At 65.6% G+C, this 26,536-nt stretch carries 27 protein-coding genes; 18 read left to right on the forward strand and 9 right to left on the reverse strand.

Going from position 1 to position 26,536, the window contains the following annotated elements:
• Nucleotides 1-71: 71 nt before the first annotated feature.
• From A9O65_RS11430 to A9O65_RS11450, 5 genes are all read left to right on the forward strand, one after another.
• Nucleotides 72-374 carry a putative quinol monooxygenase gene (locus tag A9O65_RS11430; RefSeq protein WP_064699518.1) on the forward strand — a complete coding sequence of 101 codons (303 nt, stop codon included), beginning with the start codon at nt 72-74 and terminating at the stop codon, nt 372-374.
• A 57-nt stretch (nt 375-431) separates the two neighbouring features.
• On the forward strand, nt 432-1,925 hold the full coding sequence (locus A9O65_RS11435; protein WP_064702162.1) for an NfeD family protein: 1,494 nt from the start codon (nt 432-434) through the stop codon (nt 1,923-1,925).
• The gene (locus A9O65_RS11440; RefSeq protein WP_064699516.1) at nt 1,922-2,722 is read left to right on the forward strand and encodes a slipin family protein; all 801 of its coding nucleotides are present in this window, start codon (nt 1,922-1,924) and stop codon (nt 2,720-2,722) included. The genes A9O65_RS11435 and A9O65_RS11440 overlap by 4 nt, the downstream gene beginning before the upstream one ends.
• A 397-nt stretch (nt 2,723-3,119) precedes the next feature.
• Nucleotides 3,120-4,610 (forward strand): SulP family inorganic anion transporter, encoded by a 1,491-nt coding sequence (locus A9O65_RS11445; protein WP_064699515.1) that lies wholly within the window; start codon nt 3,120-3,122, stop codon nt 4,608-4,610.
• A gap of 91 nt (nt 4,611-4,701) precedes the next feature.
• Nucleotides 4,702-5,556: a universal stress protein gene (locus A9O65_RS11450; RefSeq protein ID WP_064699514.1), complete on the forward strand. Its 855-nt coding sequence runs from the start codon at nt 4,702-4,704 to the stop codon at nt 5,554-5,556.
• A 16-nt stretch (nt 5,557-5,572) separates the two neighbouring features.
• Here the strand turns inward: A9O65_RS11450 and A9O65_RS11455 are convergent, their stop codons facing one another.
• Nucleotides 5,573-6,766, reverse strand: coding sequence for an MFS transporter (locus A9O65_RS11455; protein ID WP_064702163.1), 1,194 nt, complete (start codon nt 6,764-6,766; stop codon nt 5,573-5,575).
• Between the two features lie 138 nt (nt 6,767-6,904).
• Here A9O65_RS11455 and A9O65_RS11460 point away from each other — a divergent pair, with 138 nt between their 5' ends.
• Entirely contained in the window at nt 6,905-7,246 is a 342-nt protein-coding gene (locus A9O65_RS11460; protein ID WP_064699512.1) for a TraR/DksA family transcriptional regulator, read from the forward strand.
• A 78-nt stretch (nt 7,247-7,324) separates the two neighbouring features.
• Complete coding sequence (locus A9O65_RS11465; protein WP_064699511.1) at nt 7,325-7,690, forward strand: RidA family protein; 366 nt, start codon at nt 7,325-7,327, stop codon at nt 7,688-7,690.
• A 79-nt stretch (nt 7,691-7,769) separates the two neighbouring features.
• Here A9O65_RS11465 and A9O65_RS11470 read toward each other — a convergent pair whose 3' ends face one another.
• The 4 genes from A9O65_RS11470 to hexR all read right to left on the reverse strand — a co-directional run bounded on the left by A9O65_RS11470 (nt 7,770) and on the right by hexR (nt 11,811).
• Nucleotides 7,770-9,278, reverse strand: coding sequence for a PhnE/PtxC family ABC transporter permease (locus A9O65_RS11470; protein WP_254783076.1), 1,509 nt, complete (start codon nt 9,276-9,278; stop codon nt 7,770-7,772).
• Nucleotides 9,275-10,024: an ATP-binding cassette domain-containing protein gene (locus tag A9O65_RS11475; RefSeq protein ID WP_064699510.1), complete on the reverse strand. Its 750-nt coding sequence runs from the start codon at nt 10,022-10,024 to the stop codon at nt 9,275-9,277. The genes A9O65_RS11470 and A9O65_RS11475 overlap by 4 nt, the downstream gene beginning before the upstream one ends.
• 1 nt (nt 10,025) lies before the next feature.
• A complete protein-coding gene (locus A9O65_RS11480) occupies nt 10,026-10,883 on the reverse strand; it encodes a putative selenate ABC transporter substrate-binding protein (protein WP_064702164.1) in 858 nt (285 codons plus the stop codon).
• Between the two features lie 70 nt (nt 10,884-10,953).
• A complete protein-coding gene (hexR, locus tag A9O65_RS11485; RefSeq protein WP_064702203.1) occupies nt 10,954-11,811 on the reverse strand; it encodes a transcriptional regulator HexR in 858 nt (285 codons plus the stop codon).
• Nucleotides 11,812-12,101: 290 nt separating this feature from the next.
• On the opposite strand from hexR, the gene zwf reads away from it, so the two are divergent.
• From zwf to A9O65_RS11500, 3 genes are read left to right on the forward strand one after another with little or no spacing between them, the layout of a single operon-like run.
• Nucleotides 12,102-13,613: a glucose-6-phosphate dehydrogenase gene (zwf, locus tag A9O65_RS11490; RefSeq protein ID WP_064699508.1), complete on the forward strand. Its 1,512-nt coding sequence runs from the start codon at nt 12,102-12,104 to the stop codon at nt 13,611-13,613.
• Between the two features lies 1 nt (nt 13,614).
• On the forward strand, nt 13,615-14,289 hold the full coding sequence (gene pgl / locus A9O65_RS11495) for a 6-phosphogluconolactonase (protein WP_064699507.1): 675 nt from the start codon (nt 13,615-13,617) through the stop codon (nt 14,287-14,289).
• 37 nt (nt 14,290-14,326) lie between these two features.
• Nucleotides 14,327-14,989 (forward strand): bifunctional 4-hydroxy-2-oxoglutarate aldolase/2-dehydro-3-deoxy-phosphogluconate aldolase, encoded by a 663-nt coding sequence (locus A9O65_RS11500; protein WP_064699506.1) that lies wholly within the window; start codon nt 14,327-14,329, stop codon nt 14,987-14,989.
• A 169-nt stretch (nt 14,990-15,158) separates the two neighbouring features.
• On the opposite strand, the gene A9O65_RS11505 is transcribed toward A9O65_RS11500, so the two are convergent.
• From A9O65_RS11505 to edd, 4 genes are all read right to left on the reverse strand, one after another.
• Nucleotides 15,159-16,103, reverse strand: a complete 945-nt coding sequence (locus A9O65_RS11505; RefSeq protein ID WP_064702165.1) for a carbohydrate kinase family protein — start codon at nt 16,101-16,103, stop codon at nt 15,159-15,161.
• A 78-nt stretch (nt 16,104-16,181) separates the two neighbouring features.
• On the reverse strand, nt 16,182-17,117 hold the full coding sequence (locus A9O65_RS11510; protein ID WP_064699504.1) for a D-hexose-6-phosphate mutarotase: 936 nt from the start codon (nt 17,115-17,117) through the stop codon (nt 16,182-16,184).
• Between the two features lie 16 nt (nt 17,118-17,133).
• Nucleotides 17,134-18,102 carry a glucokinase gene (gene glk, locus A9O65_RS11515; protein WP_064699503.1) on the reverse strand — a complete coding sequence of 323 codons (969 nt, stop codon included), beginning with the start codon at nt 18,100-18,102 and terminating at the stop codon, nt 17,134-17,136.
• A gap of 139 nt (nt 18,103-18,241) precedes the next feature.
• Nucleotides 18,242-20,128, reverse strand: a complete 1,887-nt coding sequence (gene edd, locus A9O65_RS11520) for a phosphogluconate dehydratase (RefSeq protein WP_064702166.1) — start codon at nt 20,126-20,128, stop codon at nt 18,242-18,244.
• A 236-nt stretch (nt 20,129-20,364) separates the two neighbouring features.
• Here edd and A9O65_RS11525 point away from each other — a divergent pair, with 236 nt between their 5' ends.
• The 8 genes from A9O65_RS11525 to A9O65_RS11560 are packed head-to-tail and all read left to right on the forward strand — an operon-like array spanning nt 20,365 to nt 26,502.
• Nucleotides 20,365-21,498 (forward strand): GNAT family N-acetyltransferase, encoded by a 1,134-nt coding sequence (locus A9O65_RS11525; protein ID WP_082920000.1) that lies wholly within the window; start codon nt 20,365-20,367, stop codon nt 21,496-21,498.
• A gap of 58 nt (nt 21,499-21,556) precedes the next feature.
• Nucleotides 21,557-21,853, forward strand: coding sequence for a cell division protein FtsB (gene ftsB, locus A9O65_RS11530; RefSeq protein WP_064699500.1), 297 nt, complete (start codon nt 21,557-21,559; stop codon nt 21,851-21,853).
• Nucleotides 21,850-22,581, forward strand: coding sequence for a 2-C-methyl-D-erythritol 4-phosphate cytidylyltransferase (gene ispD / locus A9O65_RS11535; protein ID WP_073292084.1), 732 nt, complete (start codon nt 21,850-21,852; stop codon nt 22,579-22,581). The genes ftsB and ispD overlap by 4 nt, the downstream gene beginning before the upstream one ends.
• Before the next feature lie 7 nt (nt 22,582-22,588).
• Entirely contained in the window at nt 22,589-23,071 is a 483-nt protein-coding gene (gene ispF, locus A9O65_RS11540) for a 2-C-methyl-D-erythritol 2,4-cyclodiphosphate synthase (protein ID WP_064702204.1), read from the forward strand.
• Nucleotides 23,064-24,191: a tRNA pseudouridine(13) synthase TruD gene (gene truD / locus A9O65_RS11545; RefSeq protein WP_064702167.1), complete on the forward strand. Its 1,128-nt coding sequence runs from the start codon at nt 23,064-23,066 to the stop codon at nt 24,189-24,191. The genes ispF and truD overlap by 8 nt, the downstream gene beginning before the upstream one ends.
• Nucleotides 24,166-24,912 carry a 5'/3'-nucleotidase SurE gene (gene surE, locus A9O65_RS11550; protein WP_064699498.1) on the forward strand — a complete coding sequence of 249 codons (747 nt, stop codon included), beginning with the start codon at nt 24,166-24,168 and terminating at the stop codon, nt 24,910-24,912. The genes truD and surE overlap by 26 nt, the downstream gene beginning before the upstream one ends.
• On the forward strand, nt 24,899-25,564 hold the full coding sequence (locus A9O65_RS11555) for a protein-L-isoaspartate(D-aspartate) O-methyltransferase (RefSeq protein ID WP_064699497.1): 666 nt from the start codon (nt 24,899-24,901) through the stop codon (nt 25,562-25,564). The genes surE and A9O65_RS11555 overlap by 14 nt, the downstream gene beginning before the upstream one ends.
• A complete protein-coding gene (locus tag A9O65_RS11560) occupies nt 25,561-26,502 on the forward strand; it encodes a DUF368 domain-containing protein (RefSeq protein WP_064699496.1) in 942 nt (313 codons plus the stop codon). The genes A9O65_RS11555 and A9O65_RS11560 overlap by 4 nt, the downstream gene beginning before the upstream one ends.
• Nucleotides 26,503-26,536: the final 34 nt, after the last annotated feature.

Consider the following 26,536-nt stretch of genomic DNA (forward strand, 5'->3'; position numbering starts at 1 on the left):
ATCAGGGTTGAAACGTATAGTGGAAAATATTTTCACAGATAGAGTTGTTCCACAACCCCAAGGAGATCCTCATGTACTGCATCATCGTCCAGACGCGGCTCAAGCCCGGCACCCGGGAGCGCTTTCTCGAGGCCATGCTGCCCAATGCCGAAGCCTCGGTACGCGAGGAGCCCGGCTGCCATGCCTTCGATGTGATCGAGGATCGCGACGAACCGGACCTCATTCATCTCTATGAGATCTACACTGATCAACAGGCCCTGGTGGCCCACAAGGAAACGTCCCACTACAAGGAGAGCCGTGCGGTCGTCAATGAATTGATCGCCGAGCAAAAGGTGATTCGTGCCGATGTCCTGGCGATGAATCCCCGGCGCTGAACATGCCGATGGATCGGCGGGACGTGCTAGGTTGTCTCCCGTTTCGAGGTGAGGCGCATGTATCGCGAGCCGAGGCAGCATCCGCGGCGTTCCGTCATCTGGCTGTGCCTGGCCTGCCTGCTGCTGGCGGGTGCCCTGCTGGCGTGGCAGGCCGTGGCCCAGCAGGCGGAGCGCGGGCAGGAGAGAGACTCGGCGCTGGTGATGACTCTCGAGGGAGCCATCGGACCCGCCACCAGCGATTACTTCCAGCGCGGCCTTTCCATGGCCGAGCAGGAGGGCGCCAAGCTGGTGGTGGTGCGTCTCGATACACCGGGCGGCCTGGATGCCTCGATGCGCGACATGATCAGTGCCATGCTTGCCGCCAACGTGCCGGTGGCCTTCCATGTCGCGCCCGCCGGTGCCAGAGCCGCCAGTGCCGGCACCTACTTGCTCTATGCCAGCCATGTGGCAGCCATGGCGCCGGCGACCCACATGGGCTCGGCCACGCCGGTCCAGCTCGGAGGCGGCGGCGTGCCAGGCATTGGCGGTGAACCCGAAACGCCGGACGAAAATGAGGGCGCCGGCGATGATGCCGGTGGCGCCGAGTCGGAGGAGACGACCGACACGCCGGACGCCTCGGAAAAGCGTCGTGGCGAGACGGCCATGGAGCGCAAGGTGCTGGAGGATGCCGTCGCCTATATTCGCTCCCTGGCCGAGCGACACGGGCGCAATGCCGACTGGGCCGAGTCCGCGGTGCGCGAGGCGAGCAATCTCACCGCCGGGCAGGCGCTGGAGCGGAACGTCATCGATGTGGTGGCCACTGACCTCGATGATCTACTCGCCCAGGTCGACGGTCGCGAGGTGGTCATGGCCGACGGGCAGCGCGCTCTCTCCACCAAGGAGCTGGCCATCCAGCGCTTCGCCCCGGACTGGCGCACCCGGCTGCTGGCGGTGATCACCAACCCCAATGTCGCCTATTTCCTGATGATCATCGGCTTCTATGGCCTGATCTTCGAACTTTCCAACCCCGGCAGCCTGGTGCCCGGTACCGTGGGCATCATCTCATTGCTGCTGGCGTTGTTCGCCTTTCAGGTGCTACCCATCAACTATGCCGGTCTGGCGTTGATCCTGGTCGGGCTGGGGCTGATCGTCGGCGAGGCGCTGATGCCCAGCTTCGGGATTCTCGGCATGGGCGGCATCGTGGCCTTCGTGATCGGATCGGTGATGCTGATGGATGCGGATACATTGAACATCTCGCTTCCCCTGATCGGCGGTGTGGCCCTGGTGGCAGCGGGCCTGATGCTGTGGGTGGTGACGCGCTTCATGGGACTGCGTCGGCGCCCCGCACGCACCGGACCGGAAGAGCTGCTGGGCAGCGAGGCCCGCGTGCTCGAGGGCTTTCGCGGCGAGGGTCATGTGCGCCTGCACGGCGAGCGATGGAATGCCCGCAGCGAGGTATTCCTCGAATCTGGCCAGGTCGTACGGGTGGTCGACATGGACGGTCTCACGGTCGTGGTCGAACCCACCGATGCCACTGCCACAGGCGTCAACGATGAGGAGAATGCGTCATGATGCTTTCCTATCTCGTGCCGGCCGTCCTGGTGCTGCTGTTGCTGGCGGCCTCGATTCGTATTTTGCCGGAGTACAAGCGCGGCGTGGTGTTCTTCCTGGGACGCTTCCAGTCCGTCAAGGGGCCGGGGCTGGTCATCGTCATCCCTGCCATCCAGAAGATGCAGGTGGTCGATCTGCGGGTGATCACCATGGATGTGCCCGAGCAGGACGTGATCTCTCAGGACAACGTCACCGTCAAGGTCAACGCGGTGCTCTATTTCCGGGTCGTGGACCCGGAGAAGGCCATCATCCAGGTAGAGCACTTCGTCAACGCCACCAGCCAGCTTGCCCAGACGACCCTGCGTTCGGTGCTGGGCAAGCACGATCTCGACGAGATGCTCTCCGAGCGCGACAAGCTCAATGACGACATTCAGGAGATCATCGATGCCTCGGCCGAGGGCTGGGGCATCAAGGTTGCCAACGTGGAGATCAAGCACGTCGACCTGGACGAGAGCATGATCCGCGCCATCGCCCGCCAGGCCGAGGCCGAACGCGAGCGGCGTGCCAAGGTGATCCATGCCGAGGGCGAACTCCAGGCCTCGAAGAAGCTGGTCGAAGCCGCCAATATCATGTCGGAGAATTCGGCCGCCCTGCAGCTGCGCTACCTGCAGACTATGAGTGACATGAGCAACAAGAACGCCTCCACCATTGTGGTGCCGTTGCCCATCGACATCATGGAAGCCTTTCAGCAGGCCAGGGGCGGAAGTGCCAAAGCGTCCGGCAAGGCGTCGACAACGGATGATACGCCCGAGTCGTGAAGGCGCCGCGGTTGCTTTCGATAGGAGGTGCTCTCACGGGGGTGGGTGCGCCTCGTGATGAACTCTGATAACATGCGCCGCTCTCGCCGGGTGGTGCAGCGATGCCGGTCGAGGCACTACCGTCAAACCAGAGCAAGGATCGAACCACCGTGATGACGCCTCTGGCAGGGCTGGCCACGCCGCCCTAGCGCTTTCCCCTCCCCAAGCCGCGAGCATGCTGTTCCGCGGTGTCATGGATATCGCTCCGATATCCCGGGTGCCCCTGCATCCGTCCTGGCGATTTTCGCCTGCTTTCGATCGATGACGACAACACCGCCAAGTTGGCTGGGCAAGGTGCGCTTGTGACACGCTCCGGCGCCCCTGTGACACGATCCTCCATTCCTGACTGGACCGTAGCATGTACGAAAAAATGAAACTGAGTTGGTTCTCCAACCTCAAGGGTGACACTCTCTCGGGCATCGTCGTTGCCCTGGCGCTGATTCCCGAGGCCATCGCCTTCTCGATCATCGCCGGTGTCGACCCCAAGGTCGGCCTCTATGCCTCCTTTGCCATCTGCGTGATCATCGCCTTCGCCGGTGGACGTTCGGGAATGATCTCGGCGGCCACCGGTGCCATGGCGCTGCTGATGGTGACGCTGGTCAAGGAACATGGTCTGCAGTACCTGCTGGCCGCCACGCTGCTCACCGGCGTGCTGCAGATCATCGCCGGGTATCTGCGCCTGGCCGACCTGATGCGCTTCGTGTCACGGTCGGTGGTCACCGGCTTCGTCAACGCCCTGGCGATCCTGATCTTCATGGCGCAGCTTCCCGAGCTCACCGATGTGACCTGGCACGTCTATGCCATGACCGCGGCGGGGCTCGGCATCATCTATCTCTTCCCTTATGTACCGGTGATCGGCAAGACGCTGCCGTCACCGCTGGTCTGCATCCTGGTGCTGACCGGGGTATACCTGGCCACCGGCATGGAGATCCGTACCGTGGGCGACATGGGGGAACTGCCGGACAGCCTGCCGATATTCCTGTGGCCGGACGTGCCGCTCAACCTCGAGACGCTGGCGATCATTTTCCCCTATTCCGTGATGCTGGCCGTGGTGGGGCTGCTCGAATCGATGATGACCGCCACCATCGTCGATGAACTGACCGATACCGGCAGCAACAAGAACCGCGAGTGCAAGGGCCAGGGCATCGCCAACATCGGTGCCGGGCTGCTCGGCGGCATGGCGGGCTGCGCGATGATTGGCCAGTCGGTGATCAACATCAAGTCGGGCGGGCGTCGTCGCCTGTCGACGCTGATCGCGGGCGTCACGTTGCTGATGATGGTGGTGTTTCTCGCCGACTGGGTCTCGCAGATTCCCATGGCCGCCCTGGTGGCGGTGATGATCATGGTGTCTATCGGGACCTTCAGCTGGACCTCGATCCGGGATCTCAAGAAGCACCCGCTCTCCACCAACATCGTGATGCTGGCCACGGTGGCCGTCACGGTCAGCACCCACAACCTGGCCATCGGCGTTTTCGTCGGGGTGCTGCTGGCGGCGCTGTTCTTCGCCAACAAGGTCGGCAATATCCTCTATGTCGGCGTCGAGGATGGCGAGAGCGAGCACAGCCGGGTCTACAAGGTAGTCGGCCAAGTGTTCTTCGCCTCCTCCGAACGCTTCGCCGCGGCCTTCGATTTCAAGGAGAGTGTCGAGAAGGTCATCATTGATCTGTCCCGGGCGCACTTCTGGGATATCACCGCCGTGCAGGCACTGGATCGCGCAGTGATCAAGTTCCGCCGCGAAGGGACCGAGGTGGAGCTGATCGGCCTGAACGAGGCCAGCGCTACCATCGTCGATCGCTATGCCATCCACGACGACCCGGAAGCCGTCGAGAAGCTCATGGGCGGACACTGAGGACTTCCTGCGGCCGCCCCTGTGACGGGGCGGCTGCGATGGTGTAGAACGTGAGTAACGAGACAATACACGCCAGCTTCAGGACAGACAGATGACAGAACAGGTGATGGCCGCCATCGACGGCTCGCAATTTTCCGAGGGGGTCTGCGACTACGCGGCCTGGGCCAGCTTGGCGCTCGAGGCACCGCTGACCTTTCTGCATGTGGTGGACAACCACCCTCAGACCGCCGAGGCGGATCTTTCCGGCAATATCGGCCTTGGGTCGCGGGAACATCTCCTCGAAGAGCTTTCGCACCTGGATGAGGAGCGTGCCAAGGTCGCCCAGGAACGCGGACGGCTGATGCTCAAGGCTGCCAGCGAGCGCGCCATGGAGGATGGTGTCGCTGAACCCGCGACGCGCCAGCGCAACGGGACCCTCGTCGAGACCCTGGACGAGCTGGAAGCGGAGATACGCCTGCTGGTAATCGGCAAGCGCGGCGAGACGGCGCATCAGGCCAGTGAGCATCTCGGCTCCAACCTGGAGCGTGTGGTGCGGGGCCTGCATCGCCCGATCCTGATGGTACCGGAGGCCTTCAAGCGGCCCGAGCGGGTGATGATCGCCTTCGATGGCAGCAAGACAACCCGCAAGGGCGTGGAGATGCTGGCCAGCAGCCCACTGTTCCAGGGCATCCCGGTGCATGTGGTGATCGTCGGTGCCGAGACCGGCGACAATCGCTCCCAGCTCGACTGGGCATTGAAGACGCTGCGCGACGCCGGCCACGAGGCGGAGGGTGCCATTCGTGCCGGCGAGGTCGAGGAGACCCTGCGGGCCTACAAGGATGAGCAGGATATCGACCTGCTGGTCATGGGCGCCTACGGCCATTCGCGCATTCGCCACCTGCTGGTGGGCAGCACCACCACGGCCATGTTGCGGCGCGCCAGCCTCCCCGTACTGCTGCTGCGTTGACGGCGAGGGGCGCGTGTCAGCTGCCCCGGGCTTCCGGGGTAGCCAGCACGGGCTGGGCGATGGCCCAACCGCTGGCCAGCAGGATCAGCATGCCGACCAGCACCTGAGTGAAGGACGCGCCGAGATCCAGGGCCACGCCGAGGATCGCGGGAGCAATGCCGGTGGAGAAAACCATGCAGGCGGTCAGTGTGGCGCGCAGCGTGCCCAGATGGTCGGCGCCCCAGACCCTCACCAGCAGGCTGGTGGCGATGGATTCCTGCGCCCCCATGGCAAGCCCGCCACCGACCATCAAGGCCCAGACGCCAGCGTTGCCACCGTGAAGAATGGCGATCAGCAGCGCCACTACATAGGGCAGGAGATACAGCCTCGCCATTCGTGCCGGGCCCAGGCGGTCGACCCACCGCCCCCCGAGCAGCGCACCGGGTAACTTGGCGATGCCCATGCCGGTCAGCGCCAGGGCATAGATCGCCAGGCTGCTGTTTAGGTCCTCGGTCATCCGTGCCTGATAGATGAACAGGCCCGTCATGGTGACCGGCAGAATCATCAGCAAGGGCAGCAGTTGCCAGAAGCGACGTTCGCGAAAAGGGCGGGGGCCGTCGTGGCGTCGGGTACGGTCCGGCCGCTTGCCCGGCGCCTGGGGCCAGTTGCCGCGCCACAGCAGTGGCATCCACAGCCCGGCCAGCAACAGGCAGAACAGCCACCACAGCTCGCGCCAGCCGAGCCACACCAGCAGTGCCGCGATCACCGGGGGCAGCAGGGTCTCGCCCAGCATGATGCCCATTCCCGCGAGCCCGAGGGCGCGGCCGCGCATGGTCGTGAATTCGCGTCCGGCCAGGGTATTGCCCAGATGGGACATCATGCCCTGGCCGCATAACCGCACCAGGCCAAGGCCCAGCAGCCCGATGCCCCACCAGGGCGACAGCGTCAGCAACAGCACGCCGAGCAACAGTGCGGCAAGGATGGTCAGGGCGAATCGGCGCGGCGATATCCAGTCGATGCTGGGACCGAGACGCAGCATGGCAAAGCCGGCGATCAAGGTGACGAGCGAGTAGGCGGTACCGAACTGGCCCGCGCTGAGAGCCAAGCGTTCTGAGATCGGCGCCTGGAAGAGGCCGACGAAGTAGCTCTGGCCAAGACTCGAGGAAAACAGGGCCAGAAAGGCGATGCTCAGCAGACCATGGTGGTCGCGCAGGAGGGTGCGGTACCCCATGACGTTCCTCCCTGAAACGGCGAATGCGATATCGGCAGCGAGATGGCAGGATGACAGATGTGTCCCCGATCGCCAGACCATGCAGGATATCATTCATCGGGCGAGAGGCTGGACGCGGCATATCAGCCGGAGACGATCATGAACCACCCCGAACTGGAGATGGCGGCCGTCGAGGCGCGGCTGCATGAGCTGAGAGCCGATTTGCAGGCGCAGAGCGAGGCCAGCCAGGAGTCGCGCGACACCGTGATGCTGGACCAGACCTCGGTGGGGCGCCTTTCGCGCATGGATGCCCTGCAGGGCCAGGCCATGGCCAAGGCCGAGGAAGAGCGACGCCAGCTCTCCTTGCGCCGGATCACCGCCGCCTTCGCACGAATCGAGCGTGGTGAGTACGGCGAATGCATCGAGTGTGGCGAGTGGATCGGGGCCAAGCGTCTGACGTGGGACCCGTTGGCATTGAAGTGTATCGAATGTGCCGATTGATCTGGTGCGTCTCGCTGCTTTTTCACGATTGCCTGGGGTAACATGCCTTGTTATCCATCATTGCCAGGAGAAACGTGAATGAGTATCCAGCGCCATGACACCAAGGCACGCATGAGCCGTGCCGTCATCCACAATGACGTCGCCTACCTGTGTGGCCAGGTGGCCGGCCCCGAGGCACGCCACGGTGACATCACCGTCCAGACCGAGAGCATGCTGTCCCGCGTCGACGACTTGCTTGCCGAGATCGGCTCCGACCGCGAGCACCTGCTCACGGCCACCATCTACCTCAAGGAAGGCAGTGACTTCGCCGCCATGAACGCCGTCTGGGACGCCTGGGTGCCCGAAGGGCACGCCCCGGCGCGTACCTGCGTCTGTGCCCCGATGCCGGCCGACGAGCTGAAGGTGGAGATCACCGTCACTGCCTTGGTGAAGGGCAAGCAGTGAGGTATCGCTGCGCTCCGGCGGCAGCAGGCCACTCCCTCAACGCTTGTGACATGAAGCGGCGCCTCCCGGGACTATACACCTAATCCATGCCCGGCACGTCCAACGGTGCTTCCTTCGGTCTGAACCGTCGCGACAGCGCATCCACGGCGATATTGAGCGCGGCGGTCACCAGCAGCAGGAAGAAGGCGATGTCGAACATCAGGTACTGGAAGTTCTCGTCGATGTAATAGCCTAGGGTGGCCACGCCCAGCATGCCCAGTATCGCCGTCTCGCGCAGGATCACTTCGGCGCGGTAGTAGAGCAGCGCCAGCAGGCTCGGGTAGAGGCGTGGAAGCAGCTCGTAGGCCAGGCGGCCCGAGACGGGCAGGTTGGGCATGCCGGGTGTCAGGCTGTCGGCATGGCGGGCGATGAGAAAGGCGATCAGCGCGCCGTTGTGCAGGGCGAGCGCCAGCCAGGCCGGAAGCATCGAGGGGCCCAGCAGCAGCAGGAAGATGAACGCCAGCATCAGCTCTGGGGTGGAGCGCAGCAGAACCAGTAGCCCGCTGCCCGCCAGGCGCGAGACGCGATTGCCGAAGTGACGGCTGGCCAGGGGCCACATGGCGAGGGCCACCAGCAGACTACCCACCGTACCCAGCAGGCCGAGCAGCAGGGTGTTGCCGATGGCCGGGGCCAGATCGGGAATTCGCGTCAACCAGCTGGCGAGTCCCGGCCAGTCCCATTCGAGCAGTGGCCGCGGCCAGATGTCCTGGCTGACGAAGCGCCACAGCAAGGCGCCATCCACCGAGGGCCAGGGGCCGAGCAGAAAGGCGCCGCCGATGGCCAGCACCGGCAACAGCCGCCGGTGGCTCCACCAGGGCAAGCTGGCGATCAGCAGATAGAATAGCCAGAGCAGGGCGCCAGCCTCGTGGTAGCGACCTTCGCGAAAGGCCGTCTCAAGCTGGAATCCAAGGGTCGGCAGGCCGACGAAGCCCAGCAGCACACTGGCGCGCAGGCCACATTCGAAGCGGTAGCGGGTATAGGCGACCAGTCGCGGCCAGGCCAGCGGCAACTCGGTGTAGACGAAGCGCACGAGCCGGCTGCCTCCGGGAGGCAAGGCATCGACGGGTGCCCTGGGCGTCTGTTCGAGGATCTCGGCATAGACCTTGGCGAAGATGCCGGCATAGGGAATGGCCAGGGCGGCCAGGGCCGTCAGGGCCGAGAGCCCGAATACCTGCAGGAACAGCAGGGCCCAGAACAGTTCATGGATGGCGCGCAGGAAGGCGCAGCCTGAGCGGATCAACCGGGATCTATGGAAGAGCAACGCCAGGGGAAAGCCGAGCACCACGCCGGCCAGGGTTCCCCAGAGGGCAACCGATATGGTCAGTCCCAGGGCATGAAAGGGCGATTCCACGGCGCCCCAGGCCGGCCAGGCAAGCCCCTGGGCCATTCGGGCGAGTTCCGCCCATGGGTCCCGGGTGACGATCGACAGGTCCGCCAGGGGCAGCAGAAGCAGCGCCAGCGCCACCAGTGTCAGGGTGTGGCGGGCCAGTCGGGGCCCCAGGGCGTCGCCGGTGAACCACAAGGGGCGAGCGGGTGGCGTCACGGTCACGCTTGCCCCCGATAACAGGGCAGTGGACGGGGCTGTGATGCCGCCGCCAGCGTGTCGGAAGCGGCGCTTGCCCCGGCATCGGGGTAGAGAGCGTCGAGGTCGTCGAGCGTCAACTCGGCGGTGGTGGCGTCGAGCACCAGGTGGCCATCCCGCAGTCCCCAGACCCGGTCGAAATGCGACAGTGCCAGCTCGCGCTGATGCAGGGCGACGACGCAGGTGTCGTGCTGTGCATCGATTAGCGACAACAGGCGCAGCGCCTGGTGGGGATCGACGCTGGCCACCGGCTCGTCGCCGAGGAACAGGCGGCGCCTCTGGTAAAGGGCGCGGCCGATGGCGGTACGCTGGCGCTGGCCGCCGGACAGTTGCCCCACCGGACGCCGCATCAGCTCATCGATGCCGAGTTGCCCGCAGAGTTCGGCGATTTCCCGCCAGGGCCCACGCAAGGGGCGCACCAGGTTCCACAGGTTGGCCAGGGCCGAATGCTCGGCCAGACGCCCCATGTAGATGTTGTGGTACACCGCCAGCCCCGGCACCAGGCCGTGGTGCTGAGGGCACCAGGCGACGTCATCGCCCAGCCGGGCGCGCAGGGCCGCCAGCAGCGTCGACTTGCCGGCGCCGCTGGGACCGAGCAGGGCGACGCGCTCGCCAGGATGCAGCACCAGGCTCAGGCGTGGCAGCACCACCCGGTCCCCATGACCGAGGTCGGCGCCTTCCAGGGCCAGTAGCGGGGCATGGCGTTCCGACATGTCAGCGCAGCAGGCCGAGCGATTCCGCCACCTGCTCGATGGGTGCGTACATGGCGTTGTCGGCCGGGATGAAGGCCGAGCGCGGGAAACTCTGCAGCAGCTCGGGGTCGTCCATCGCCAGAAGGGCATCGCGAACCCGGTTGCCGAAGCCCTCGCCGAAACGTTCGTCGGCATCGCCGCGCAGGGTCCACTGGTAGTCAGGGTAACTGGGGGTCGACCAGATCACCTCGACCTTGTCGGTATCGACGCGGTCATCCTCGACGGCCGCCTCCCAGACGGCGTAGTTGACCGCGCCGAGCTCGTAGGTGCCGGACTCGACGAGGGCGATGGTGCGCGAATGGTCGCCGGAGAAGCCGACCCGCGAGAAGATCGCTTCGGGCGGCTCGTCGAAGCGCTGGCGCAGGAAGTGCTCCGGCATCAGCCGGCCGGACGTCGAGGTCTTCGAGCCAAAGGTGAAGCTCAGGTCGCGAATGTCGCTCGGCAGCTCGTCGGTGGCTTCCAGGCCGGTGGAGCGGTGGGCGATGAAGTAGCTCTTGAACTCGGCGTCCTCCTTGCCCTGGGCGAGTGCCCGGGAATCCGGGACGAGGCGACGGGCCTGAACGCCGGAGAGGCCGCCGAACCAGGCGAGCTGCACCTGATCGTTGCGAAAGGCCGTGACCGCGGCGCCGTAGGATTTCACCGGCACGTACTCCACCTCGACGTCCAGTTGCGCCTCGAGATAGTCGGCGACCTTCGAGAAACGCTCGATCAGACGCGACTGGTCCTCGTCGGGAATGGCGGTGAAGCGGAAGGTCTCGTTGGCCTGAACCCCTTGGGCGAGCAGGGCCAGGGCGGCGGCAGTCGCGGCGATCCAGCGCATCGGCGGTCTCCTGATGGGAAAGAGGCCGCCATTGTTGTGGCTCGCCGGCGACTTGGCAAGCGGCGCCCCATCAGCGAGAAGCCGGGTAGCGGGTTTCCTTCAGGCTGTCCTTGATCTTCTTCAGGTGGGGCAGGAAGTCCTCGCCGCGCCTCAGGGTGACGCCGGTGGCCAGGACGTCGATCAGCGCCAGCTGGATCATGCGCGAGGTCATCGGCATGTAGTGGTCGGTGTCTTCCGGGGCGCTCACGGCGAGGATTTCGGTACACTGGTCGGCCAGCGGTGAGTTCGGGTCGGTGATGCCCAGCACGATGGCACCGTTGTTGCGGGCCTGGGCCGCAATGTCGACCAGCTCGCGGGTGCGGCCGGTGTAGGAGAGCACGACCACGACATCGCCGGTATGACAGGCGGCGGCGACCATGCGTTGCATCAGGACATCGATATAGGCCGAGACGGGGATGTTGAAGCGGAAGAACTTGTGCTGGGCATCCTGGGCCACGGCCCCCGAGGCGCCGAGGCCGAAGAAGTGCAACTGCTTGGCCTGGGTGAGATAGTCGACGACGCGCTCGACGCGAGCCGAATCGGTTTCGCGTCTCGCCAGGTCGAGCGCGGCGATGGTGGCGCCGAAAATCTTGCTGGTATAACCCTCGGCACTGTCGCCGGGCTCCACAGCCTGGCTGACGTAAGGGGTGCCGCCAGCGAGGCTCTGTGCCAGCTTGATCTTGAAGTCGGGATAGCCCTTGGCATCGAAGCTGCGGCAGAACCGGTTGACCGTGGGCTCGCTGACCGAGGCGGCGTGCGCCAGACTGGCAATGCTCATGCTGGTGGCGGAGCCTGGATCGGCGAGGATGACGTCGGCGACCTTGCGCTCGGAGCGGTTGAGTTCGTCGAGTCGGCGGCGGATGCGGTCCAGCAGATCGTGACTGACCATGGGCAAGGTTGTCTCCATGATGGCGGGCCAATGCCCTGACTTGAGGAAGCACTGCACGAATGCCTCCGCGTCCATGCCTGACACCGCTCGGCGATCTATGCAGTACTTTCCAGGTGGTGATTTAACTACATGATGGTCGGTATCCTAGCGCGGGAGCCTCAGGGGAGGCCATAGTCAGTGGCGGGGCGTTCACTGAGCGTTTTGCCTTTAGTAGTAAATTTACAGAATATTTTGGTGATTGGCGCTCGCTTGCGCTAATATTTTGGTAAGTTAACCAGATGGGGGCGGACATGAGTCAAGACACGCGGTCCCGGTCGGCGCGGTCCTCCGATGCCGTCGGAACGGAGGTCGATTTCGTGCTGTTCGGCGCGCTGGGCGACCTGTCGCAGCGCAAGCTGTACCCCGCGCTGTATCAGCTCGACCGGGAAAACCTCCTGGCCAAGGGCACGCGGCTGCTCGGTGCGGGACGACAGGAGGTGGACCTCGAGGGCTTCAGGTCTCGCGTGGAGGCGGCGCTCAAGGAGTACGTCGATGCCGAGGAGCTGGATCGCTCGGTGCTCAAGCGCTTTCTGGCCCGGCTCGATTATCGCTGTGTGGACGCTACCCAGCCCGAAGGTTATGCCGGCATCCGCGAATGGCGACAGGATGCGGGCGAGCGCCCCATGGTCGTCTACCTGGCGGTGGGCGCCAGCCTCTATGGCGATATCTGCCGCTATCTCCAGGAAAGTGGCAGTCTTGACGAGCACAGCCGCGTGGTGGTCGAGAAACCCATCGGCTATGACCTCGAGTCCTCTGCCGAGATCAATGACGCCATCGGTGCGGTCTTCCCCGAATCGCGCATCTATCGCATCGATCACTACCTGGGCAAGGAGACCGTCCAGAACCTGATTGCCCTGCGTTTTGCCAATCCGCTGTTCGGCACCCAGTGGAACCAGAACCATATCTCGCACGTGGAAATCACCGTGGCCGAGAAGGTCGGCATCGAAGGGCGCTGGGGATATTTCGATCAGGCTGGCCAACTGCGCGACATGGTGCAGAATCATCTGCTGCAGCTGGTCTGCCTCATTGCCATGGATCCGCCCGCGAACCTCGATGCCGACGCCATTCGCGACGAGAAGGTCAAGGTGCTCAAGGCGCTCAAGCCGTTCACCGACGACATGCTCGGTCGCGACGTGGTGCGTGGCCAGTATATCGCCGGCACCAGCGATGGCGTTCGCGTGCCGGGGTATCTCGAGGAGCCCGACGCCAATACCGAGAGCCACACCGAGACCTTCGTGGCGATGAAGACCGAGGTGGCCAACTGGCGCTGGGCCGGCGTGCCCTTCTATCTGCGTACCGGCAAGCGCATGCCCGAGAAGCTCTCGCAGATCGTCATTCACTTCCGCCAGCAGCCGCATTACATCTTCGACCCCGATCAGCGTGCCCTGGCCGCCAACAAGCTGGTGATCCGTCTGCAGCCGGATGAAGGAATCGCCCTGCAGGTACTGACCAAGGATAGCGGCCTGGACAAGGGCATGCGGCTGCGCCCGGGGCCGCTGCACCTGGATTTCCATAGTGCCTTTGCCAAGACGCGGATTCCCGATGCCTATGAGCGTCTACTGCTGGAAGTGATGAAGGGACAGCAATACCTGTTCGTGCGTCGCGACGAGGTCGAGCATGCCTGGCAGTGGTGCGACAGCCTGATCAATGCCTGGCAGTCGCGAGAGGAATTGCCGCGACGCTATCCTGCCGGCTCCTGGGGGCCGGTGGCCTCGATCGCCATGATCACCCAGGATGGTCGTAGCTGGTATGAGGATTACTGATATGACACGCGATCAGGCGCCACGCGAGCGACTCTCGCTACAGCTTGCCGAAGCCGTGGCCGAGGCGCTGAGAACCGATCTGGCGCAGCGGGAGCGAGTGCTGCTGGTGGTGTCCGGCGGTTCGACGCCGGTCCCTTTCCTGCGCGCCCTGTCGGAGATGCCGCTGCCCTGGTCTCGCGTCGAGGTGACCCTGGCCGACGAACGCTGGGTGGCCGAGAGCGATGACGACAGCAATGCGCGGCTGGTACGCGAGCATCTCCTGCGCAGCGAAGCGCACCGGGCGTGCTTCGTGCCCCTGACCAGCGATGCCGCCACGCCCGAGGAGGGCGCGGCCGAGGTGGCCGAACGTGTCGGTGGCCTGGCATGGCCGGCCAGTGCCGTGGTGCTGGGCATGGGCGGCGACGGTCATACCGCCTCGCTGTTTCCGGACAGTCGCGAGCTGGATCTGGCGCTTTCCACCACCGAGCCTGTGGTGGCGGTGCGCACGCCCAGCCAGCCGCAACCGCGTATCAGTCTGAGTGCCGATAGGCTGCATCAGGCGTATCGACACTTCCTGCACATCACCGGCGAGGCGAAGCGCGATGTTCTGGGCAAAGCGCTCGCCGGCGATGACACCCGGGCGCTGCCGATTCGTGCCTTCCTGGCCAGCCCGCTGGGTATCTACTGGGCCCCTTGAGTCAACCCGTCACCGGCCCCGCATCACGGAGAATTACATGACCATCGATAAGCAACTGCCATCCACGCGGACCACCGAACTCGACAGCATCTGCCTCAAGGCCGAGGTGATTCCGGTGCTGGCTATCCGGCGCGTGGAAGATGCCGTACCGCTGGCGACAGCCCTGGTCGAAGGGGGGCTAAGCGTGCTCGAGGTCACCCTGCGCACCGACTGTGCCCTGGAAGCCACGCAACGCATCAAGGAGGCGCTTCCCCAGGCCAGCGTCGGCATCGGCACCGTGCTGACGCCCGCGCAGTATCGTCAGGCCGAGCAGGTTGGCGCCGACTTCGTGGTGACGCCGGGGACCACCGAGGCGTTGTATCGCCACGGCGTGAGCAGCCCGGTCCCGATGTTGCCCGGTGTGGCCACCGTGTCCGAACTGATGATCGGCTGGCAGTTCGGCTATCGCCGCTTCAAGTTCTTCCCCGCCGAGGCCAGTGGCGGCGTCAAGGCGCTCAAGGCATTTGCAGGGCCGATTCCCGAGGCGCGCTTCTGCCCCACCGGAGGGATCACCCTGGAGAACGCTGATGACTACCTGGCGCTCAAGAACGTGATGTGCGTGGGCGGCTCCTGGCTGACGCCGGCACCGCTGGTCGAGGCCGAGGACTGGAACAGCATCCGTGAACTGGCCAAGGAAGCGGCCCAACGTTTTCACCACTGAGCCATGCTCGGTGGTTACCTGCTCTCTCTCGGCAGCCTGATGCTGTCTTTTTCTCGCCGGCCCACAGGGCCGGCTTTTTTTTGCTCATGGCGTGGCGATCAACTCGAGACTCGGGGCCGATGGGCCTTGGAAGGAGCGAGGCCAGATGCCGGCCTTCGAGCCGGCTGGCTCAATCGAGGTCGTTGCGGGTCGGCAGGGCCGAGTAGGCGCCGGGGCGGGCCACCGCATGGGCGCCGCAGCGGCAGGCGAACGCCAGGGCGTCCTCCAGCAGGGCGGTGTCGCGATGCCAGTCGTCGTGGTAGTGCTCGGCGAGCCGGGTCAGCAGGCCACCGATGAAGGCGTCGCCGCCGGCCGTGGTATCCACTGCCTGGACCGGCGGCGGGGCGAGGCGCATTTCGGTGTCCCGTTGCCTGAGGCGTGCCTCGCCGGGCCCGTCGGTGATGACGATGACCTTGACGCCGGCCGCCAGCCGTTCGGCCAGCCAGTCGTCTTCGGGGTGTTCGGCTCGCAGGTAATCGAGTTCATCGGTGGAAAGCTTGAGCAGGTCGGCGCTATCCAGGAGCCGAGTGACCAGGCTGATCTCCGCCTCGCCGCTTGCCCAGAGATTGTGACGCAGGTTGGCATCGACGCTGACCAGGCAGTCGGCACGTCGGGCCATGCTGGCCATGGCCAGGGTGGTGTCGGCGATGGTCGGCTCGGTCAGGCTGTTGCTGCACAGGTGGAGCAGGGCAGGCTCGCCAAAGATGCCGGCGGGAAGGTGGTCGAGGCGATACAGCAGGTCGGCGGCGGGCGGACGATAGAAATCGAAGGTGCGCTCGCCGTCGGCATCGCGCGAGACGAAGGCCAGTGCCGTGCGTGCCTCGCGGGTACGGCGCACGCCGGAGACATCGACGCCGTGGGCGGCCAGTTCACGAGCCAGGAAGTCGCCGAAGTAATCCTCGCCGAGCATGCCGAGGAATTGGCTCGGCAGGCCGAGGCGGGCGCAGGCCACGGCGACGTTGGCCGGAGCGCCGCCGGCGTAGGGCGTGAAGGTCTCCGGCCCCTCGTGGGCATCGCCCAGTCGGCTGGAAAGCATGTCGACCAGGGCCTCGCCGAAGGCGATCAGTCGGTGCATCGGACGCATCCCTCTTGGTTGTGGTTGTTGGTGGCGAGTGTCTGACGATCCTGCGGCCTAGGGCGAAGGCCGGCGCGGTCAGCTCGCTCGTGACAGGGTCGTGCCCAGCAGGTGCTGGGCACCGGGCACCAGCCAGACCGGGTCGAGCCGGGTGTTGGCCGATTCGACGCACAAAAAGCGCCGTGCGGCCGCCAGCGAGGTATCGGCGGGTGGTGTGTCGCCCGGATTCCATACCACCACGGAGTCGCTGCCCTGGCGGGCGATGCGCAGGCGCCGCTGGCCGTCGTCGAGCCATGTCTCCGCGTTGCTGTGGTAGATACGGTCGATGCCGCTGCGCACGCCGAGTTCGCCTTGCTGCTCGCTCTCGGCGAAGTCTTGGAGCTTGTCGAGGTAGCGGGCGCCCGCCAGGCCTTCGACACGGCAGGCGAAGGCATCGTCTACCGCCAGATAGCTGTGCAGGGCGCCGGTGATCTTCACCGGTGTCTCGCCGGTGTGTTCGGTGATCAGTTCGACATGCAGGCGCTGGGCGTTGGCCTGGATCACTGCACGAGGCATGAGTTGGCTGTGCAGGCGTTCGAGCGGGCTGAGGTGCAGCTCCACGCCTTCCTCGTGCTCGTCCACGGCGTCGAGGCGCCAGTCAGCCTTGCGTGCGGGGCCGTGCATGGGTCCCGAGCGGTCGGAGGACTCGTCGGCGGTGTGTTCGTCGGCGAACCAGGGCCAGCACAACGGAATGCCGCCGCGGATCGCGCCGGGTCGCTCCTGAGGCGTTGGGGTGACCCACAACCAGCCGCCGGGCACCAGGGCGTCTTCGCGCTGGTCCGGGCTTGAGGTGGTGGCGTGTGCTTGCGTGGCTTCGGGCGCCCAAGGCTGATAGTGCAGGACCTGGGCCCCTTGAAGCGAAACGGCGAGCTCACCCCAGGCCTCGTTGGCCAGCCAGACCTCGCGACCGGCCCATTCGGCGCGGCGTTGACCCTGGGTGGCGTCCAGCAGGGCGCGCAGCGTTTCGGGAATCATTCGACCTCCTCGAGGGTCATTCGACCTCTGGATTGTGCAGGGCCTCGGCGGCGCCCAGCAGGCCCGTCCAGGGGGCGGTTACCACATGCACCGGGATATCCGCGGTGTAGTCGCTCATCCGGCCTTTGGCGGCGAAGGCTTCCAGAAAGCGGCTATCCGGCAACCAGTCCAGCAGGCGTGGCAAGATGCCGCCACACAGGTAGACACCGCCACGTGCTCCGATGGTGAGCGCGGCATCGCCGCTGACGTCGCCGAGGATCTTCAGGAAACGCAGCAGGGTATCACGTGCCACGGGGTCGTCGCGCCTGGCCGCTTCCGTGACCTCGGCAGGGGCCTGGTAGCGCGGATGGGCACCCTTCAGCGAGCAGTGGGCGGCATACAGGTCCAGCAGCCCCTGGCCGCAGAGCAGGCGTTCCACCGAGATCCGGCCATAGCGGTTGCGGAAGTAGCGCAGCAGGTTCTGCTCACGCTCGTCGGTGGGGGCGAAGGTCACGTGACCGCCTTCGGTAGGCAGCGGGATCCAGGCTTGGCGGCCGGGGAAGACCCCGGCCACGCCGAGCCCGGTGCCGGGACCGATAACCAGCCGTGTGGCGTGTGGCGCCGTCGTGCCTTCCTGCAGGGTCACCAGTTCGTCGTCATCGACGTGGGGAACCCCCAGTGCCTGGGCCATGAAGTCGTTGATGACCTTGAACAGGTCGAGGTTCAGGGCTTCGCGAACTGCTGTCTTGGTGAAGTCCCAGTGGTTGTTGGTCATCACCACCCGTTCGCCGTGGACCGGGCAGGCGAAGGCCAGGCAGGCCTCGCGGGGCGCGAGGTCTCCGGTGGCGCCGACGCGGTTCAGGTAGTCGCGCGCTGCCTCGACGACGCCGGGGTAGTCGGCGCAGGGCAGGCTCTGGATGTCGTGGGGCGCAAAGGCGCCCGGCGTGACCAACGCGAAGCGGGCGTTGGTGCCGCCGATGTCGCCGATAAGTGCGGGTCGGGTCATCGTGAACTCGTATCGTCAGGTCGTCGCGCGCGAGTGGGGCGGTACCGCCGTTCGCCACAAGGTCCTCCGACGGACGCGGGCCGGGGCATCGTGGAAGTGTCCTTTCCGCCACTCGATGCGGGTCGGGTCATGGGGCATCTCAGGCGTCTTCGTCGTGGATCTGGCCCTGCTGGCGGGCGAGGTCGTCGGCCTCGAAGCCACCGAAGACCCCGGCACCTTCCTCACCGCGCATGGCCAGATGGCGGAAGCCGGAGAACAGCTCGCGACCGAGGCCTACGTGGTAATGGTCCAGCTCGGCGACATGCTTCTCGCGTTCGGCCCAGACATGGGCGTCCACCTTGGCCTCCAGGGTGCCGGCGTTGGCGTCCAGGCGCACGATGTCGCCGTCGCGCAGCTTCGACAACGGACCGCCGTCCAGTGCCTCGGGGCTCATGTGGATAGCTGCCGGGACCTTGCCGGAGGCGCCGGACATGCGCCCGTCGGTGACGAGTGCCACCTTGTAGCCGCGGTCCTGCAGCACGCCGAGATAGGGCGTCAGCTTGTGCAGCTCGGGCATGCCGTTGGCCTTGGGGCCCTGGAAGCGCACCACGGCGATCACGTCGCGGTCCAGCTCGCCGGCGTCGAAGGCTGCCTTCATCTCGTTCTGGTCCTCGAAGATCCGCACCGGAGCTTCGACCACGCGGTGCTCCTCTTCCACCGCCGAGACCTTGATCACGCCGCGCCCCAGGTTGCCGTCGAGCACGGTGAGGCCGCCGGTGGGCGTGAAGGGATTGGCCACCGGACGCAGGATTGCCTCGTCCAGGCTCTTCTCCGGCCCTTCCCGCCAGACCAGCTTGCCGTCTTCCAGGAAGGGTTCCTGGGTATAGGCGGTCATGTCGGTGCCGAACACCGAGGGGATGTCGGTGTGGATCAGGCCGGCGCCGATCAGCTCGCGGAACAGGTAGCTCATGCCTCCGGCGGCCTGGAAGTGGTTGATGTCGGCCTGGCCGTTGGGATAGACCTTCATCAGGCTGGGCGTCACTGCCGAGAGGTCGGTGAAGTCTTCCCACGTCAGGGTGAGGCCCGCCGCCGCGGCCATGGCCACCAGGTGCAGGGTATGATTGGTGGAGCCGCCGGAGGCCAGCAGGCCTACCACGGCATTGACGATGGCGCGCTCGTCGATCTGCCGGTAGAAGGGGCGATAGTCGCCGCCGGGCTCGGTGTTGCGGATCGCCTGCTCGGTGGCGAAGCGGGTCAGCGCCTCGCGCATCTCGGTGCCCGGGTTGACGAAGGAGGTGCCCGGCAGGTGAAGGCCCATCATCTCCATCATCAACTGGTTGGAGTTGGCGGTGCCGTAGAAGGTGCAGGTGCCAGGGCTGTGATAGGACTGGGACTCCGCTTCCAGCAGGTCTTCACGGCTTGCCTTGCCTTCGGCGAACAACTGGCGGATGCGAGCCTTTTCCTTGTTGGGCAGGCCGCTGGGCATGGGGCCGGCGGGCACGAACATCGCCGGCAGGTGGCCAAAGCGCGCCGCGGCGATGAACAGCCCCGGGACGATCTTGTCGCACACGCCGAGATACAGGGCGGCATCGAACATGTTGTGGGAGAGACCCACGGCGGTGGCCATGGCGATGACGTCGCGGGAAAACAGCGACAGCTCCATGCCCGGTTGTCCTTGGGTCACGCCATCGCACATGGCTGGTACGCCGCCGGCGAACTGGGCGGTGGAGCCCATGGCACGGGCCGCCGACTTGATGGTCTCGGGGAAGGTCTCCAGCGGTTGGTGAGCGGAGAGCATGTCGTTGTAGGCGGAGATGATGCCCAGGTTGGCACTGTTCAGCATCTTCAGCGCGTTCTTGTCCTCGGTGCCGCAGGCGGCGAAACCGTGGGCCAGGTTGCCGCAGGAAAGCTCGGCACGGTGCACGCCGCGTCGATGCTGATCGTCCATGCGCTGTTCATAGAGGGCGCGGCGTTCACGCGAGCGCTCATGGATGCGCTCGGTGACTTGCTGGACGGTGGCGTTGAGGGGCGTGGGGGCTTGGGCCATGGGGCACCTCGGCAGCGTTATAAAGAAATTTTGGTAAATTTAACAAAAATATCGCGAGTCACTTGGCCATGATAGGGCTTTTTTGGCTGTTTTTGTAATTATTCTACCCAAAAGGATGAGGTTATTGATGCCGCTTCCCGATAGCCGGCGGGGTGGCGAGTGAGGACGGGGCTACGCACAATGTAGGCGTTGCGTCGGTTGCTTGTCAGCCGCCCCGCCCCATGCCTGGAGACGCCATGACCCGATTATGCCTTGGAGAACCATCCCCCATCGAGGCGATACCGGCAGCGGCCTGGAACGCCCTGGCAGGCGATGACGATCCCTTCCTGCGCCACGAGTTCCTTTCTGCCCTCGAGGATACCGGGGCCGTGACGCCGGAGACCGGCTGGGTGCCCCGCCACCTGACGTTGTGGCGAGGGGAAGAACTGGTTGGCGCCTTGCCTCATTATCTCAAGTATCACTCGTTTGGCGAGTATGTCTTCGATTGGGCGTGGGCGGAGGCCTGGGAGCGTGCCGGAGGGCGTTACTATCCCAAGGCCCTCAGCGCCATTCCCTTCACGCCGGTGCCGGGGTCTCGCCTGCTGCTGGCCGACGACGTCGATCCGTTGCAGGCGCGGTGTCGGCTGGCGGCAGCCTGGGAGGAGGGCGATGTCTCGAGCTGGCATTTACTGTTCGCCGAGCAGGCCGAGGTCGATGCCTGGCGACAGGCGTGCCCGACGTTGCTTCCTCGTCATGGGGTGCAGTTCCAGTGGCGGGATCGCGGATTCGGTGACTTCGATGGATTCCTGGCGACCCTGACGTCCAAGCGTCGCAAGGCCATTCGCCGTGAACGCCGACGGGTTGCCGAACAAGGCTTTACCCTGCATCGCCTCGAGGGCCACGAGATCGGCGACGAGGATCTGGCTCACTTCTTCCAGTGCTACCAGATCACCTATCTGGAACGGGGGCAGCGGGGCTATCTCGGAGAAGCCTTCTTCGACCGGCTGCGTCGTGACCTGCCCGAATCCCTGTTGCTGGTCCAGGCTCGTCTGGAGGGGCGGCGCGTGGCGGCCGCATTGTGCCTGCAAGGGCCCCGGACCCTCTATGGGCGTTACTGGGGCAGCGAGGTGGTGGCGGATAGCCTGCATTTCGAGACGTGCTATTACCAGGGCATCGAGCATTGCCTGACAACGGGGCGGACCCTGTTTGATCCCGGCACTCAGGGAGAGCACAAGTTGACGAGAGGATTCGCCCCACGCCGCCTGACATCGCTGCACCATATAGCGGATCCTCGTCTGCGGGATGGCGTGGCGCGCTTCTGCGAAGAAGAAAGCGCCCATGTGGTGGCCTACCATGAGGCGGCAGAGCGTGCCTTGCCGTTTCGTGGGTGAGGCCGGCGGGGGAAGATGGCATAATGCCGCCATTGCAATCTGTTGACGGAATTCTCGCATGCTCAAGTGGTTGGCCGTCGTGCTCGTGGCACTGCTGGTACTGCTGCAGTATCGCCTGTGGCTGGGCGAAGGCAGTGTGCGCGAGCTCGCCGAGGTAGGGCAGCGCGTGGAGCGCCTGGAGGCCGAGAATGCGCCCTTGAGGGCGCGCAACGAACGCCTGGCGGCCGAGGTGGTGGACCTCAAGACCGGTCTAGACGCCATCGAGGAGCGTGCGCGCAATGAAGTGGGCATGGTGCGCAGCGACGAGCAGTTCTTCTGGGTGCCCGATGCGGGCGATGGGGAGGCGGCTCAGTGACGCCGACGCTCTGGCTGGTGGTGCCCGCCGCGGGGTGCGGACGTCGCATGGGCGCCGATCGGCCCAAGCAGTATCTGACGCTGGGCGGGCGAACCGTCCTTTCGCATACGCTGTCTCGCCTTCACGCCGCCTTTCCCGAGGCGCGTCTGTGTCTCTGCCTGGATGCCGATGACAGCCACTTCAATCCCGCCTGGGTGCCGTTCCGCGATTGGCGCCGAGTCGACGGCGGCGTGGAACGTGTCGACTCGGTGATCAATGCCCTGGAGGCCATCGTGGCCGAGGAGGGCGATGAGCAGGCACTCGTCCTGGTGCATGATGTCGCGCGACCCTGCGTGGATGCCGGTGATCTGGCCCGTTTGTTTGCCGTGGTGGATGACGACCCCGTCGGCGGCCTGCTGGCCGCGCCGGTGGCCGATACCATGAAGCGGGACGATGGTGCCGGCCGGGTGGCACGGACCGAGGATCGCGCGGGCATGTGGCACGCCTTGACGCCCCAGGGGTTTCGGTTGGGGGTGCTGCGTCGTGCCCTGACACGAGTCCGGGCCGAGGGCGTGACCGTGACCGACGAGGCCTCGGCGGTGGAGGCCCTGGGGCTGGCGCCGCGACTGGTCCCCGGACGGCGCGACAATCTCAAGATCACCCATCCCGAAGATCTGGCCCTGGCCGGCCGTATCCTGGCCGCCCAGGCATCGGATGAGCGTTCAATCGGCCATGAGGAGTGCCGCTGACACCATGATGCGAATTGGCCACGGTTTCGATGTACACCGCTTCGGCGAAGGCGACCACCTCAAGATCGGCGGCGTCGCCATTCCCCATACGCATGGCTTCGTTGCCCATTCCGATGGCGACGTCCTGCTGCATGCGGTCTGCGATGCGCTGCTCGGTGCCTGCGCCCTGGGGGACATCGGTCACCATTTCCCCGATGACGATCCAGCCTGGGCTGGCGCCGACAGCCGCAGGCTGTTGCGCCATGTGGTGGCGCTGATCGCCGAGCAGGGCTGGCGAGTGGGCAACCTGGATGCCACGGTGATCGCCCAGGTGCCGCGCATGGCGCCGCATATTGCTGCCATGACCGCCAATATCGCCGAGGACCTGGGCGTCGAGCGTTCCTCGGTCAACGTCAAGGCGACCACCACCGAGCGTCTCGGCTTTACTGGTCGCGGAGAAGGCGTGGCCGCCGAGGCGGTGGTCCTGCTGATGGGGCGTGCGAATGACTGAGACGCCTCCCGTCTGGCCACCCCATTGGCCTCGGGTGCTCGATGCCCGTTTCGGCCCGCCCCGCCCCGGTGCTTACCGGGCCTGCCCCGAGGATTTCCAGGTGGAGGAAATCCTCGGTTTCTCGCCGGAAGGGGAGGGGGAACATCTCTGGCTGTGGATCGAGAAGCGCGGCATGACCAGCGACATGGTGGCGCGTGCGCTGGCACGAGCCTGCGAGGTGTCGCCGCGGTCGGTCGGCTATGCCGGGCTGAAGGATCGGATCGCCGTGACGCGGCAATGGTTCTCGGTGCATTTGCCAGGTCGCGCCACACCGGATGACCTGCCGTCCCGCCTGGCGGGGCAGTCCCTCGCGCTGCTGGAGACCCGTCGCCATCCGCGAAAGCTGAAGCGCGGCGTGCATCGCGGCAACCGCTTTCACCTGCGGTTGACCGGTGATGTCACGGTCATGCCCGGACTGGATGAACGCTGGTCATGGCTGTGCCGACACGGGGTACCCAACTACTTCGGCCCCCAGCGATTCGGTCCGGATGGCCGCAATCTGCATCGTGCGGCTTCGTTGCTGGCGCGAGGATGGCGGAAGCGTGACGATCCCCAGGGGATGCTGCTCTCGGCGGCACGCAGCTATCTCTTCAACGTCCAGTTGGCCGCACGTATCGAGCAGGGCACCTGGGACTCGCCGCTCGAGGGCGAGGCCGTGATCCTGGATGGTTCGAGCAGCCAGTTCGTCATCGAGCGGCTCGACGATGAGCTCCGCGACAGGGCCGCGCGTCTGGATATCCATCCCAGTGGCGTGTTGTGGGGCCGTGGCGAGTCGGTGGCCTGCCAAGAGGCCCTGGCGTCCGAGCGCGATCCGTTGGCAGCGCACCAGCCGCTATGCGAGGGACTGGTGCGTGCCGGTGCTCGTCTTGCGCGGCGGCCGTTGCGACTGCGTCTGGCCGCCCCCGGTCTCGAGCGCGATGCCGAGGGTGCGGTATGGCTGTCGTTCGAGTTGCCGCCGGGGGCCTATGCCACCTCGGTGCTGCGCGAACTGATCGATCACCCGACCCTGAATTTCCAGCCGTCCCCGTCCGGGGACGATGAACGAGGAGCTCCGGATGCGCCGACTGCTGCTGTCCAATGACGATGGTGTCCATGCCCCCGGCCTGCAGGCATTGTACGATGCGCTGCTCCCGCATGCCCGTTTGCGGGTGGTGGCGCCCGACCGCGACAAGAGCGGTGCCAGCAACTCGCTGACACTGACGCGACCGCTGGCGTTGTCGGCCCTGGAGAACGGCTTCTACAGCGTCGACGGGACACCGGCGGATTGCGTCTACCTGGGGGTCAACGGTGTCTGGGAGGAGCGGCCCGACCTGGTCATCTCCGGGATCAACCATGGCGGCAACCTCGGCGATGACGTGCTGTATTCCGGCACCGTCGCGGCAGCCATGGAGGGGCGCAACCTGGGCATGACCGCCATCGCCATGTCACTGGTGGGCCGGCATCATTTCGAAACGGCCGGTCGTGTGGCGGCGAGTCTCGTGGGGGCTGCCGATCAGCTGTCGTTGCCGCCGCGCAGCCTGCTGAACGTCAATGTGCCCGATCTGGCCTGGGAGGAGCTACGTGGCTTTCGGGTGACCCGGATGGGTTACCGAGGGCCGGCGGCGCGTCCTCTGGAGGTGCAGGACCCGCGTGGCCAAAAGCGGTACTGGATTGCACCGGTGGGCGAGAATGCCGATGATGGCCCGGACACCGACTTCGCCGCCGTGGAAGCCGGTTTCGTTTCTATCACGCCGCTGCAGACCGACCTGACCCGGCATGCAGCGCGCGACGACGTGCAGGATTGGCTGAATGCACTCACCTGACCTTCGCGGTGTCGGCATGACATCGCAACGGACCCGAGATCGCATGGTGGAGCGTCTGGCCCGGCAGGGCATTCGCGATCGACGCGTGCTGGAAGTGATGGCTCGTGAGCCTCGCCATCTCTTTCTCGATGAGGCACTGTCGCATCGTGCCTACGAGGACACCTCCCTGCCCATCGGGCACGGCCAGACCTTGTCGCGCCCGTGGATCGTGGCGCGCATGAGCGAGCTGGTCGTCCAGGCCGGGCCGTCCCGGGTGCTCGAGATCGGTACCGGCTCCGGCTACCAGACATTGGTACTGGCTCGCTTGGTCGCGGAACTCTGGTCGGTGGAGAGGATCAATGCACTGCACCGCCGCGCCGGCGATCGGCTGCGCTGGCTGGAGGCGGACAACGTCCAGTTGCGACTGGCCGATGGCGGACACGGGTGGCCCGAGGCGGCCCCCTTCGAGGTTATCCTGCTCACCGCCTGCGCCAGCGAGATGCCCATGCCGCTGCTGGCCCAGTTGACCGATGGGGGCGTCATGATCGCCCCGGTGGCGGACAAGGGGGGGCGCCAGTGGCTCGTTCGGGTCCGTCGCAATGGCGATCAGTTCGAGCGAGAGCGTTTGGAGCCGGTGCGTTTCGTGCCGTTGCTGGAAGGAGTCATTCGTTGAAGCGTCATCTTGGCCTCTTGCTCAAGGGTGCCGGCATGGGAGCCGCCGATGCGGTGCCTGGGGTTTCCGGAGGCACCATCGCCTTTGTCACCGGCATCTATGAAGAGCTGATTCATACCATCGAACGCTTCGGTCCCGAGGCCTTCGGCGTCTGGCGTCGGCAGGGACTGGCCGGACTGGTCGAGTATCTCAACCTGCGTTTCCTGGTGCCCCTGCTGGCAGGTATCGCGATCAGCCTGGTCAGCGTCGCCCATCTGGTGGTGTGGTTGATGGAAGTGCAGCCCCTGCTGCTCGATGGCCTCTTCTTCGGCCTGGTGGCCGCTTCGGCGCTGGTGGTCTGGCGTCATCCCGTGGAGTGGCGATGGTGGTACCTGATGCCACTGGTCCTCGGGTTGCTGCTGGCGCAATGGTTGCCTGACCTGATGCCCTGGGTGTCACAATTGGGCAGTACCCATCTGGTGCTGGCAACGGCAGGGGCCATCGCCATCAGCGCCCTGTTGCTGCCGGGCGTTTCCGGTAGTTTTCTGCTGCTGACCATGGGACTTTATGGCACCGTGATGGAAGGCGTTCGGAGCTTCGATCTGGGCTTGCTTGCCGTGTTCGGAGGTGGTTGCCTGGTCGGCCTGTTCGTTTTTTCGCGTCTGCTGTCCTGGCTGCTCAGGCACTGCCATGGCGCCACGCTGCAGATGCTGGTGGGGTTCATCGTGGGCTCATTGCCGACCCTCTGGCCCTGGCGCCAGCTGGCGTCTTACCAGATCGGGGAGGACGGGCAGATGATCCCGCTCGATTACCATTACCTGACCCCGGGAGATTTCGGTGTCGTCACCGGTGATTCCGCCCAGCTACCGGCCGTGCTGGCATTGATGCTGGTCGGTGCCGGCCTGGTGCTGTGCGTTGACCGTCTCAACCGCGGCCCTGATACACCGCAGGCCGGTTAGCATGATAGCGTAGACAAGGACAAGGAGGAGGGTT

Source organism: Halomonas caseinilytica, assembly GCF_001662305.1.
Classification (GTDB): Bacteria; Pseudomonadota; Gammaproteobacteria; order Pseudomonadales; family Halomonadaceae; genus Halomonas; species Halomonas caseinilytica.